Consider the following 13,398-nt stretch of genomic DNA (forward strand, 5'->3'; position numbering starts at 1 on the left):
AGTTCCAATTCTGAATTTAAGCTTAACAAGCTGTAGAATAATAACCCTATATTTACCACTTAGTAATGGATACTCACGATGAAGAAAAGGTTTTTACAATCATTAGTCATTGCAGCGACAACTGCCACCTTGGTTGCTGCTTGCGCAACATCTCCCACAGGCAGAAGCCAATTGAAGTTGTACTCGAAAAATCAATTAGCGGATATGGGGACCCAAGCGTTTGATTCGATGAAAACTGAACAAAAGGTCTCGAAAACGCCAGTAGAGAATGAGTTTGTGACCTGTGTGGCTTCTTATATTACCAAGCATGTACCAAAAGAGGTGTTCGATGGAACATGGGAATTAGTGGTGTTTGAAGATGAACAAGTTAATGCATTCGCCTTACCAGGGGGCAAAATTGGGGTATACACTGGACTGTTAAACGTGGCTGAAAATCAACATCAACTGGCCGCCGTAATTGGCCATGAAGTGGGCCATGTAATAGCAGAACATGGTAACGAAAGAATGTCTAACTCGGCCCTCATCGGAATCGGTCTAGAGGCGACCAATCAAATCCTGCAAAGTAATGAAGTCGGCAGCAGTAATATGATTATGGCGGCCATAGGTGTGGGCGTTCAAGTAGGCGTGCAATTGCCCTTCAGCCGCACCCATGAAAGTGAAGCAGACCTAATTGGTTTGGATTTAATGGCAAGAGCAGGATTTGATCCTCGTCAATCGGTTAATCTTTGGCAAAACATGGATAAAGCAAGTGGTGGTAATCGTCCACTGGAATTTATGTCTACCCATCCATCTCCTAACACTAGGATTAAAGATTTACAGGCCAATATGGCAAAAGCACAACAGCTCGCATCTTCAACTAACGACAAACCTAATTGTCATAAATAAGCCAAAAAAAAATGCCGTTCACCTTAGGTGAGCGGCATTCTTTAAGCAAAAGATGTTTAGTCTTCTACTTTATGTAAATGTACATCCATTTGAGGATATGGAATACCGATATTTTCTTGGTCGAAACGTAATTTCACAGCTTCAGTGAAATCAAATTTTACTGCCCAATAATCAGCAGATTTAACCCAAGGTCTTACCACGAAGTTAACACTGTTATCTGCTAGTTCTGCAACGGCTACTGTTGGAGCAGGCTCTTTTAAGATCCGCTCATCAGCATTAACCATTTCAATTAGCACTTCTTTGGCTTTTTTCAGATCTGCGTCATAAGAAATTCCCACAACCATATCAACACGACGTGTTTCTTTAGCTGAATAATTTATGATATTCCCGCCGTATATGGCGCCATTAGGCACAATAACTTCTTTATTGTCACCAGTAGTCATTATTGTATTGAAGATAGTAATATCTTTAACCACACCAGCTGTACCACCTGCTTCAATAAAATTACCACGAGTAAAGGGGCGGAAAACTAGCAACATCACACCTGAAGCAAAGTTCTGTAAAGAACCTTGCAAAGATAAACCTATGGCCAAGCCTGCAGCACCTAAGATAGCAACCATTGATGTGGTGTTAACACCTAACTCATTTAACGCGGCAATAATAACGAACAACATCAATACTGCATGCACAATAGATTTTAAGAAATCTATTAGCATATCGTCGTATTTAGAACGGCCTAACACTTTGCCAAATACGTTCACTAGCATCTTGACAACAATTTTACCTATGAAATAAATCAGAAGTGCGAAAATGATATTTGTTCCCCATGGGATCAAATACGTTTCGACCAATTCTGACACATTTATGTCTTCCATTAATTCTCTCCCGAGCTTGCTTTGATTATTAGTATGGTGGAATAGCTCGACTGCTCGAAAGCAACACATAAATAATGCACGCGAGTGTGAGCAGTCCAAGTTCATCTTTCCACGTCGAAATGATAGACGAATCAATAAGATATGCACTCTTTATTTTGACCAAAGGGCGATTAAACAAATAATGCGCAAAAGGCTTACAGATTAAGGGTTGATCACTTACAAAGGTATACGAGATCTTGTGGTGTTTTTCCACTTCATTGTCATTGTCCTGTCAAAATTACGCTTTAGAATCTCCCCATTGAAAATAAGTAAAAATTTAATGTGTTGAATTTAATAGTTATTTAAAAAAATACCGGATTATGAATGTAGGAAGTTCAACATTTGTACAAAACGCTGCTATAATTACGCTCCCTTAGATAGGGTCAGCGTAATATTTTTAAAGGAATTGAAAATGTTAATTATCTCACTAATTTTCCTGAGTTTAGTGATTCTTTTGATATTTTGTCTCTCAAAAGACACAGGTGAAAATACCGTACACGCCCGCAGACACAAAGCTGTAATTCAGCAGCAAAAGAGTCCTGACATCGAGCAAGCCGCCCTTAATCAAGCTGATGCGATTAACGTAAATTAGGCTAAATAATTATCGGCAGACTGGGGTCTGCCGATTTCATTTCCGGCCAACTCAATTAACCGCTTGTCATCCTTTCGATGATTGATACCATATTCAATATCTAAACTTACTCGTGCAATCTTGACTATGCGTATACCCAGAATCTTTCATCCCGACCTATTGGTCGTAGACCAGGTGGTCGAACTCAGTGCTGATGCAGCCAATCACATAGCGAATGTTTTGCGTCTTAACGAAGGTCACCCCATTGTGCTGTTTAATGGTGACAACAATGAATATAGCGCTGAGTTGACGGTGGTTAAAAAACGTCAGGTGTGCGCCATGGTGGATGCAAAATTATCAATCAGTGTTGAATCTCCTCTTAAAATCCACTTGGGCCAAGGAGTATCCAGAGGCGACCGGATGGATTTTGCCATACAAAAAGCGGTAGAGCTGGGAGTGGATGAAATCACTCCCCTTTTAACTGAGCGCTGTGGGGTGAAATTGAGCCAAGACCGGTGGCTTAAGAAGCAGCAGCAGTGGCAAAAATTAGTCGCTGCAGCGTGTGAACAATGTGGTCGGAACATTATACCTAGTGTAAACCCTTGCATCTCCTTTAGCGATTGGGTGAGCCAATCCACCAATCAATTGCGCTTAACCTTGCACCCAAGATCAGACAAAAGCATTAAACATCTGACGATTCCTGCAGCAGGTGTCAGATTATTGATAGGTCCAGAGGGAGGATTTTCCGACAGTGAGATTTACGCTGCTGAACAAACAGGCTTTCAAACCGCGCAGATGGGACCTCGGGTATTGCGTACCGAAACGGCAGCCATTGCAGCCATATCGGCATTACAGGCTATCCATGGTGATCTGTAACTCAAGGTCTCAACTATCTTGGCCACCGCTAATAGTCTTTAAATTAGCAAAAACGATGCCGTTAGCCCATAAAAAAACGGGCTAACGAATAGTTAACTGGCCGCACACTCATCACGATATTCTTTTGGTGTTTTATCAAAATGTTTTCTAAACACTGCATACATGTATTGCAAAGATGGGTAACCACAAATACTGGCAATTTCACTGGTTTGTACTTCACCTTGTTGCAGCATTTTACAAGCTCGAGTTAATTTTTCGTTGTGGATTTCAGTGTGGATACTGTGTCCTAACCCTTCACTGAAACGATTCTCCAAATTAGACCGAGAAATACCAACGTAATCTAACACCTGATCCACTTTAATCCCTCTGCAGGCATTTTGGCGAATGAAATGCATTGCCTGGATAACATAAGGGTCTTTCAACGCTTTGAAGTCTGTCGATTGTCGCTGTGCAACTCCCACTGGTGGGACCTTGACGATTTTATTCTTCAGATTAGGATTATCTAGGCGATGATGAAGTAACTTTGCGGCCTGATAGCCCATTTCAAAGCACCCTTGGGTCACCGAACTTAAGCTAATCCGACTCAGGTTGCGGGCGATGTCATCATCATCTATCCCGACAATGGAAATATGCTCAGGAACCATCTTGCCTATATGATCACAGGCTTGTAATAAGTGTCGTGCTCTGGCATCTGTGACGGCAATCACACCCACTGGATTGGGAAGGCTCTGCAACCAGTCAGACAAACGGTTCATACTATATTGCCAGGTTTCTGGCCGGGTAGGATGGCCTCGATAGATAGAGCATTCATAGCCATCTAATTTACATAACTTGATCACGGCATTTTCACGTTCAATTGCCCAGCGGTGGTTTTGATCCGGCGGAAAGCCATAAAATGCAAAACGCTCTAATCCTTTTTGCTTTAGATGTTCATAGGCCGAACGGATGACGGCCAAATTATCTGTAGCCACATAAGGAACATCCGGATAGTCGGCTTCATTTTCATAGGAGCCACCGACGCCAATGATCGGTAACTTGATGTTTTTCAGTGCACTTTGGAAGGATGGATCATCAAAATCGGCAATGATGCCATCACCTACCCACTCTTCAATATGTTCTAATCGCGCTAGACAATCTTCTTCAAGATACACATCCCAATCTACTTTGGATGATTGTAAGTAGTGACCAATACCTTCGATAACCTGACGGTCATAGACTTTGTTAGCATTGAAAAGTAACGAAATACTGTGCTTAGCTTTGTACATCAATACACCTTTAGTAAAACAGAAAATCTTATGTTTTTACAGATTCATTCATCTTAATACTAAATCTAATAATTAAAACAAAACACAAAGATTACGAAATTTAATTATTAAATATCATAATTGCTAGAAAATTGCGCATATTCGACTATGTTGCAATCAAAAAACTGGTGTAAAAGGCAATTTATGTATCTTGGCGTTGATTTAGGTACCTCAGGTATAAAAGTTATCCTCATGAATGAGGATGGTGGGTTAGTTGATAGCCAATCAGAATCCATTGCTATTTCCCGCCCTCAACCGCTGTGGTCCGAGCAAGATCCCAATGATTGGTGGCTGGCATTCGATGGGGCGATGAAGGCCCTTGCCAGTCGTCATGACATGCAAAAGATTAAGGCAATAGGTTTGTCTGGACAAATGCATGGCGCGACCTTGCTAGATAAACACAATCAGATACTCAGACCCGCGATTTTATGGAACGATGGTCGCTGCGAAGCACAGTGTAAAGCATTGGAAAAGCTCGTTCCGAATAGCCGGAACATTACCGGCAACATCATGATGCCTGGATTCACTGCACCTAAACTGTTGTGGGTCAAGGAACATGAACCTGAATTATTCGCTCAAATTCATAAAGTTTTGTTGCCCAAAGACTATTTAAGATTTCTACTGACCGGTGACTACGCATCCGATATGTCTGATTCAGCAGGCACCATGTGGCTGGATGTGGCAAAGCGTGACTGGAACGACGCTTTATTAACGGCCTGTGGATTATCAGTGCAACAGATGCCAACGCTATTCGAAGGCAATCAAATTACCGGACATCTGCATCCAGACATTGCTCAACACTGGAATATGCCTTCGGTACCTGTGGTTGCCGGAGCGGGCGATAATGCAGGTGGTGCCATCGGCGTGGGCCTAATCAAACCCGGACAAGCAATGATATCACTGGGGACTTCTGGGGTGTATTTTTTAGTAACGGATGGGTTTAGTGCCAATCCAGATATGGCGGTGCACAGTTTTTGCCACGCACTGCCTGAAACTTGGCATTTGATGTCAGTCACTTTAAGTGCCGCCAGTTGCTTGCAATGGTTCGCCGATGAAGTTGCGCAAAAATCTGTTGTCAACTTGTTGGCTCAGCTTGAACAAAGTCCAGTGGACCTACAGCACAGTCCGATATTTTTACCTTATCTCAGTGGTGAACGGACCCCACATAATAATCCTCATGCTAAAGGCAGCTTTTATGGTTTAACCCACAGCACTAACCAGACGAGTATGACCCACAGCGTATTAGAGGGCGTGAGCTTTGCTTTTGCCGATGGCATAGAAGCGTTACATGCATCAGGCGCTGCGGCAACAGAGATAACCTTGATTGGCGGTGGTGCAAAAAGCCCCTACTGGCGGCAAATGTTAGCGGATGTGCTCAATAGCAAAGTTATATTTCGCCAAGGCGGCGATGTTGGCCCTGCATTGGGGGCAGCACGTCTGGCTTGTTTGGCATTAGAGCCTGCGCGCTCGATTGATTCCATCTGCCCGGTACCTGAAACAGTAGAAGCCCATTATCCTGATCCCACTAAGATCTCGATGTACCAACAAAGGCGAAATATCTTTAAACAAGTATATGCATGCCTAGAACCGATGTTTAAACCCTAGACATCAAAAGAAAGCGCAAAACAGTAAGTACAATTCGTAATTGTTGCTTGGTGCATAACTCTTCAGACTTAAATCATATTATTGATATGTTTATCAAAGCCCCGAAAGGAGACCTTAATGTCGCAATACTTTAACAATATTGAAAAAATTTCCTATGAAGGCGTGGATTCCGATAATCCTCTTGCCTTTCATCATTACAATCCGGATGAGGTGATTTTGGGTAAAACCATGAAAGACCACCTTCGTTTCGCCGCTTGTTATTGGCATAACTTTTGTTGGGACGGTGTCGATGTATTTGGTCAAGGCACCTTTTCTCGTCCTTGGCTAAAGCCTGGCGAACCAATGGAAAGAGCCAAGCAAAAAGCTGACGTTGCGTTCGAGTTTTTCAACAAACTGAATATCCCCTACTATTGCTTTCATGATGTAGATGTCGCTCCAGAGGGCAATTCAATCAAAGAATATGTCAGTAATTTTGCTGAGATGGTCGATGTATTGGAAGCTAAGCAACAAGAAACTGGGGTGAAACTATTGTGGGGAACGGCTAATTTATTCAGTAATCCGCGCTATGCAGCCGGTGCGGCGACAAATCCTAACCCAGAAGTGTTTTCTTATGGCGTGACTCAGGTTTGCCATGCAATGAATGCGACAAAACGTCTTGGCGGCGAAAACTATGTGCTGTGGGGTGGTAGAGAAGGTTACGAGACATTACTCAATACCGATCTTCGTCAGGAGCGTGAGCAACTTGGCCGCTTTATGCAGATGGTGGTTGAACATAAACATAAAATAGGCTTCAAAGGCAGTTTGTTGATAGAGCCTAAACCACAAGAACCTACTAAGCATCAATATGATTATGATAGCGCCACCGTCTTTGGTTTTTTAAAGCAGTACGGTATCGAACAAGAATTTAAAATGAATATTGAGGCCAACCATGCCACTTTGGCGGGTCACTCATTCCATCATGAAGTAGCCACTGCTATATCTTTGGGTATTTTTGGCAGTATCGATGCGAACCGTGGTGATGCGCAAAATGGCTGGGATACAGACCAATTCCCCAATGCGGTAGAGGAACTCAGTTTAGTCATGTATGAGATTCTTAAATCGGGCGGTTTTTCGACGGGTGGCTTGAACTTCGATTGTAAACTTAGACGCCAAAGTTCTGATCCCGCAGATCTGTTTCATGGTCATATTGGTGGCATGGATCATATGGCATTGGCACTTAAAAAGGCTGCTCAGATCCTTGAAAATGACTTCTTAGCAGCAAAAGTTGCCGAACGTTACGCACTGTGGAACAAAGACTTAGGCAAGAGTATTTTAAACGGCGACTATTCGTTAGAGTCCATCGCAAAATACACAATCAACAACCAGTTGAACCCGCAACACGTGAGTGGTCAACAAGAGTTACTTGAAAACAAAGTGAATCGTATTCTGTACGGTTAGTCGCTAATTTTAACACACGTCCTAAGGCCTCTTCAGAGGCCTTTTTTATGTGCTAGTTAATCTAGCTTCATAATCAAAGCATGCAGTCCCAACCAAGCAGCTAGCCGCCTTGCAAGTAGATGATTCGCGCCAACCACAACCTAGCTGCCGACAACTACAAAAATGGCTTGATTGAGAGGGTATGATTACCCAACTCTGGTGTTAGATAAACTCTAGGCAAAAGAATCCCTCGTATTGACGAGGGATTTAGGTAATTAAACGTTGAAGCTTGCTCGACACAGCGAAGCTAATTTGGAGAAGGGTTATCCCTGCATATCTTCCAGCTCAGTGCCTTTTGTTTCATGTACGAACTTGATCACGAAGAATACCGAGATCAATGCGCATAGAGCGTAGAAACCATAGGCGCCAGCTAAACCAATACTCGCCAACATGATAGGGAATGTCATGGTAATCGCAAAGTTCGCAGACCACTGGAATAATCCGGCAATGGCTAATCCCGAGCCACGGATCTGATTTGGATACATCTCTCCTAACATCACCCACATAACCGGACCCCAAGATAGATTGAAGAAAAACACATAGGCATTAGCAGACACCAGTGCAAGGGTACCTAAGTTGCCTAAATCGAGATTGCCGTTAGCATCAAAATCGGCGCTGACAAAAGCAAACACCATTAATCCTAACGTAATTGTCATCCCCACAGAGCCTAAAGTTAGGAATGGCTTACGGCCGACTTTATCGATTAACAGCATGGTGATCACACAGGCAAGAATACTTACCGCGCCACTAATGATATTGATCAATAACGCATCGGATTCAGAAAATCCCACTGCTTGCCACAGTACCGCACCGTAGTAAAACACCACATTAATACCAACCAGTTGCTGGAAGACCGCTAAGCCTATGCCGACCCATACTATTTTGCGGACTTTACCGCTAACCTTATCAATCAAATCGCTAAACTTAGGGGTTTGATCACTGATCAATGAATCTTGGATTTCTTTTAACTTAGCGTCACCTTCTGACGCACCATAAAGTCTGACGAGCACCTTATGAGCCCTTTCGATCTGATTACTGATCACCAAATAGCGTGGACTTTCTGGAATAAAGAGTAAGGTCAACAGAAATAAACTGGCAGGCATCAGTTCAATCCAGAACATCCATCGCCAAGCAGCAAAATCCAGCCAAATATTAGCAGTTGAAATACCGGCAAAATCAGCTAGCAAATAATTACTCACAAAGGCACTAAATAAACCGCCAATAATCGCCACTTGTTGAATAGTGGTGAGTCGCCCTCGAATTCGAGCCGGTGCGATCTCACTGATGTATGCGGGAGCCATCACCGATGCAGCTCCCACAGCTAATCCACCAAGAATACGAAAGAATATAAAGGCCCCTGACGTATCCGCGTAACCTGAGCCCCAAGCACTGACAATAAAGAAGATCGCAGCGATAATCAAAATCGATTTACGACCTATATTATCAGCCAGCTTGCCCGCGAAAAAAGCCCCTAAGGCGCAGCCCAATAGCATACTAGCGACATTAAAACCGGTGCCCACGCTATCGGAATTGAAGGCTAGTTTAAGACCATCAACGGTGCCATTTATTACGCCGCTATCAAATCCAAACAAAAATCCACCAATAGTCGCCACGCAACTGACCATTACGATGAATAAAATATTCTCTTTTTCTTGGCTCAAGATATGCTCCTTGTTGTTATTCTTATTTATCTGCTTAACGGCAAGATAGGCTTGTTATTATTGTGCTTTCAATATGTTATCAACTTGTAACAGCGCGAGTATATAGACATCCACGGTTTGTGTAGCCATTTATCAATTTAAATAATGCACAAATTTGATCTCGTTATACATTTTTAGCCTTGAAATACACCTTATTGCTGCTCGTATGCATCAATAGTCTGAATAGAACCATCCTCTAAATGGGTCAAGGGTGTCATTTTCACGCTGCGTAAATGTGTTTTGCCACCAGACAAGGTACTGTCGTGATAAAACAAATACCACTGGCCGTTATATTCGGCGATAGAATGATGATTGGTCCATCCAATCACAGGGTTCAAAATCACTCCTTGATAAGTAAAAGGTCCAAGAGGATTGTCACCCACCCCATAGACAATTTTATGGGTATCGCCGGTAGAGTATGAAAAATAGTAACGTCCGTTGTACTTGTGCAGCCACGCCGCTTCAAAAAAACGTTTATCAGCATCACCTTGGGTTATCGGTTGACCGTCAGTGTCAAGTAACTGGACGTCTGTTATTTCACCATCGAAGCTGAGCATATCATCAGATAACTTCACTACTTTAGGCATAAGTGCCGGTTCGTCATCCTGCGGATAAGATTCTTGCTCAGCATACGTATTACCCTGCCAGTGCTGTAATTGGCCGCCCCAAATTCCGCCAAAGTAAAGATAATGATGACCATCATCGGCGGCATACACCGCTGGATCGATACTAAAGCTGCCCTCCAACGGCTGAGGTTGCGCGGTAAAAGGCCCTATTGGAGAGTCGCCAACCGCCACCCCAATTTTAAAAATATCCTGTTTGTCTCTAGCAGGAAAATAAAGATAATATTTACCGTCCTTATAGGCAGCATCTGGTGCCCATAACTGTTTACCCGCCCAAGGAATATCCTCAAGTGCTAAGGCAACATTATGTACTTTCGCCGGTTGGCCTATGGCATCGACTGAGAGTACATGGTAATCCCGCATAGCAAAGTGATCCCCTGAATCATTTTCAGGAATATCTGATTGAACATCATGTGAGGGGTAAATATATAATTTTCCTTCGAACACATGAGCAGAAGGGTCGGCGGTATAGATATCAGTGACCAAAGGAGTGTTGATTGAACCGTAGGTATCGGTATGTGCAGTTTGGACTTGACTGTCTTTTTTGACGATTTGCTGTGATGATTGTTCACAGGCAGTGACTCCCAACGCCCCTAAAAACAGGGTTGTTAGATTGATAGTTAACCAGACATTTCGGTGGGTCATAATAAACCTCAGTAGGTAATTTTAATGATGATTTTCATTATTCGAAAGGAAAATATACATTTTAACAACATTATGTCTAAGCAGTTTTTAACAATTACCAGAAATCATAAATTTGTCTGTGAAAACAAATAAACAATCAAAATTAGACACTCCTCCACGCAATGCAGCTAGTTACTTAACGATTATAGAATTAATATCATCTCGCTAGGTGCCAGCAGGATTGTTAACGAAAATATAATAATGCGTTTACAAATTGTCACAATGACTAATAACTTTTTTTGACGATAAACTTACACAGAATGAATCCTCCTCGAGCATTACGGACAGATATCTCACCTATGAATAAACAACCCACAAGACTGCAGACTATTTTGACCACAGCTTCACTGCTTTGTATGGCATTTGCCTTACCCGCAGCAGCAAATGACTACCAAAATTCAGCGTTGCCCATTGAGCAGCGAGTGGATGACCTGCTCAGTCGAATGACATTGGAAGAAAAAGTCGCTCAATTACAAACTGTCTGGAATGAAGGCAAAAAAATGGCAGACGCCAACAAGGTATTTTTACCTGAAATGGCTGCACAAATTTTACCTTTAGGGATTGGTCATATTGCCCGGCCCAGTGAAGGTATGCTGCCTTTAGAAACCGTTAAATATACTAACGGGATCCAAAAATGGTTAGTTGAAGAAACTCGCTTAGGTATTCCTGCTATTTTTCATGAAGAGGCCTTACATGGCCATGCTGCGACACAATCCACTAGCTTCCCGCAAGCCATTGCTTTGGCGAGTATGTGGGATGCCGATTTGCTTTATCAAATGTATAAAGCATCCTCTATTGAGGTAAGAGCTCGCGGTGGCAACCAAGCGCTAACACCAATATTAGATGTGGCAAGAGATCCTCGCTGGGGACGGATTGAAGAAACTATGGGTGAAGACACCTACTTGATTACCGAGTTGGGTGTGGCTGCAATTAAAGGCTTCCAAGGAGATGGCGAGCGCATTCCATCGTCGCGGGTATTATCCACTCTGAAACATCTTACCGGTCACGGTCAGCCTTCAAGCGGTTTAAATATCGCCCCTGCACCTATGGGTGAACGAGAACTAAGGGAGGTCTTTTTGCCGCCGTTTGAAGCCGCCATTAAGCTTGCCAACGCTCGCAGTGTGATGGCCTCATATAATGAAATTGATGGTTTACCCAGCCATGCCAATAAAAAGCTACTAACTGGGATCCTTCGTGACGAGTGGGGATTCGATGGAGTCTTGGTCAGTGATTATTATGCAATCAAAGAGCTCATAACTCGCCATGGTTTAGCCGGTACCCTGGACAATGCTGCTAAGATGGCTCTTGATGCAGGTGTCGATGTAGAAATGCCCGATAGAGATGCCTACCCATTGTTAATCGAACTGGTCAAAAGTGGCCGCATTAGCGAGCAACAAATAGACGTGTCAGTAGCACGAGTGTTAGCCGACAAATTCCGTTTGGGCTTATTCGAAAATGCTTTTACTGATGAAAAAGGTATTTCACAAATCAATAGTAAAGCCCATCAAGCGTTAGCCTTGAAAACCGCTGAAAAATCCATAGTGCTACTGAAGAATGACGGGATCTTACCGCTAAACATAAACCAATATAAAAAGGTCGCCGTGATTGGCCCTCACGCAGATGAAACCTTGTTGGGTGGATACAGTAGTGTGCCACTTAAAACGGTAACCATATTAGATGGGATTAAAAGTAAGCTAGCCGGGAAAGCGCAAGTGTCTTTTGCTCGGGGCGCATTAATTACCGAAGACATGCAGAATCCATCCGCCGCCTCGGTTGCTGCAAAAAGTTATTCCAAACAGCGTTGGGATAAAGAAAATATGAAATTGGCAGACCCAAAAGATTATGTAGGCATGCTGGATGAGGCCGTTGCGCTGGCTGAGCAAAGTGATATTGCCATTTTGGTTGTCGGCAGTAATGAAGGCTCTTCAAGAGAAGCGTGGGCGGAGAATCACCTAGGTGACCGTTCATCTCTTACCTTGCTTGGTGAACAGCAGCAATTAGTTGAAGCGGTGCTGGCCACAGGTAAGCCAACAGTAGTGATCTTATATAATGGTAGACCCCTGACCCTTGGAGACAAAATAAATCAACAAGCGCCAGCGATAGTGGAAGCTTGGTACCTAGGTCAGGAAACCGGTACTGCGCTGGCAAACATGCTGTTTGGTGATGTCAATCCAGGTGGCAAACTACCGGTAACATTTCCAAAAGACATTGGCCAACTGCCGCTTTTTTACAATCACAAACAATCTGCCAAACGTGGTTATATATTTGGCGACACAGCACCTCAGTATCCGTTTGGCCATGGCTTGAGCTATACCCAATTTAGCTACTCCGACTTAACCATTGATGATAGTAAAGCAGCCATCAATGGAGAGGTTACTGCCTCTTTTAATTTGAAAAATAGTGGTAAGAGAGCTGGCGACGAAGTGGTGCAATTCTATGTTCATGATCTGGTTGCCAGCGCCACTCGTCCGGTAAAAGAGCTAAAAGGATTTAAACGGATATCATTGGAGCCTAACCAATCAGTTAAAGTCACATTTACGCTACCAGTGAACATGCTGGCGTACTATGACGCCAATATGGACTACGTATTAGACAGCGGCGAAATCCAGTTAATGATTGGCAGTTCTTCAGCGGATATTCGTTTACAGCAGAGCTTCGAAATTAAAGGCGAAACTCAACCGGTGCTGGACCAGCATAAAGCTTTCTTAAGTGAGGTGCGGGTTTCTCCTTAGGATACTTCCCTCAAAAAGCCAATGATCT

At 43.2% G+C, this 13,398-nt stretch carries 10 protein-coding genes; 6 read left to right on the forward strand and 4 right to left on the reverse strand.

From position 1 onward, the window contains the following. The first annotated feature begins 78 nt into the window (after positions 1-78). Positions 79-885, forward strand: coding sequence for a M48 family metallopeptidase (locus QR722_RS15070; protein ID WP_286283750.1), 807 nt, complete (start codon positions 79-81; stop codon positions 883-885). A gap of 56 nt (positions 886-941) precedes the next feature. Here the strand turns inward: QR722_RS15070 and QR722_RS15075 are convergent, their stop codons facing one another. Further along, complete coding sequence (locus QR722_RS15075) at positions 942-1,760, reverse strand: mechanosensitive ion channel family protein (protein WP_286283751.1); 819 nt, start codon at positions 1,758-1,760, stop codon at positions 942-944. 451 nt (positions 1,761-2,211) lie between these two features. On the opposite strand from QR722_RS15075, the gene QR722_RS15080 reads away from it, so the two are divergent. Both QR722_RS15080 and QR722_RS15085 read left to right on the forward strand, forming a co-directional pair. Then, positions 2,212-2,391: a hypothetical protein gene (locus QR722_RS15080; protein ID WP_286283752.1), complete on the forward strand. Its 180-nt coding sequence runs from the start codon at positions 2,212-2,214 to the stop codon at positions 2,389-2,391. A gap of 126 nt (positions 2,392-2,517) precedes the next feature. Further along, positions 2,518-3,246 carry a 16S rRNA (uracil(1498)-N(3))-methyltransferase gene (locus tag QR722_RS15085; RefSeq protein ID WP_286283753.1) on the forward strand — a complete coding sequence of 243 codons (729 nt, stop codon included), beginning with the start codon at positions 2,518-2,520 and terminating at the stop codon, positions 3,244-3,246. A gap of 92 nt (positions 3,247-3,338) precedes the next feature. On the opposite strand, the gene QR722_RS15090 is transcribed toward QR722_RS15085, so the two are convergent. Further along, the gene (locus QR722_RS15090; RefSeq protein ID WP_286283754.1) at positions 3,339-4,511 is read right to left on the reverse strand and encodes a XylR family transcriptional regulator; all 1,173 of its coding nucleotides are present in this window, start codon (positions 4,509-4,511) and stop codon (positions 3,339-3,341) included. 183 nt (positions 4,512-4,694) lie between these two features. Between QR722_RS15090 and xylB the strand changes: the two genes are divergently transcribed. Together xylB and xylA are read left to right on the forward strand one after the other, a co-directional pair. Further along, positions 4,695-6,155, forward strand: a complete 1,461-nt coding sequence (gene xylB, locus QR722_RS15095; protein WP_286283755.1) for a xylulokinase — start codon at positions 4,695-4,697, stop codon at positions 6,153-6,155. Between the two features lie 117 nt (positions 6,156-6,272). Then, complete coding sequence (gene xylA, locus QR722_RS15100) at positions 6,273-7,592, forward strand: xylose isomerase (RefSeq protein WP_286283757.1); 1,320 nt, start codon at positions 6,273-6,275, stop codon at positions 7,590-7,592. 302 nt (positions 7,593-7,894) lie between these two features. On the opposite strand, the gene QR722_RS15105 is transcribed toward xylA, so the two are convergent. Both QR722_RS15105 and QR722_RS15110 read right to left on the reverse strand, forming a co-directional pair. Beyond that, a complete protein-coding gene (locus tag QR722_RS15105; protein WP_286287694.1) occupies positions 7,895-9,322 on the reverse strand; it encodes a sugar porter family MFS transporter in 1,428 nt (475 codons plus the stop codon). 161 nt (positions 9,323-9,483) lie between these two features. Next, complete coding sequence (locus tag QR722_RS15110; protein WP_286283758.1) at positions 9,484-10,599, reverse strand: glycoside hydrolase family 43 protein; 1,116 nt, start codon at positions 10,597-10,599, stop codon at positions 9,484-9,486. A gap of 338 nt (positions 10,600-10,937) precedes the next feature. On the opposite strand from QR722_RS15110, the gene QR722_RS15115 reads away from it, so the two are divergent. Then, a complete protein-coding gene (locus QR722_RS15115; protein ID WP_286283759.1) occupies positions 10,938-13,370 on the forward strand; it encodes a glycoside hydrolase family 3 N-terminal domain-containing protein in 2,433 nt (810 codons plus the stop codon). The last annotated feature ends 28 nt before the right edge of the window (positions 13,371-13,398 follow it).

The organism is Aliiglaciecola sp. LCG003, from assembly GCF_030316135.1.
Lineage (GTDB): Bacteria > Pseudomonadota > Gammaproteobacteria > Enterobacterales > Alteromonadaceae > Aliiglaciecola.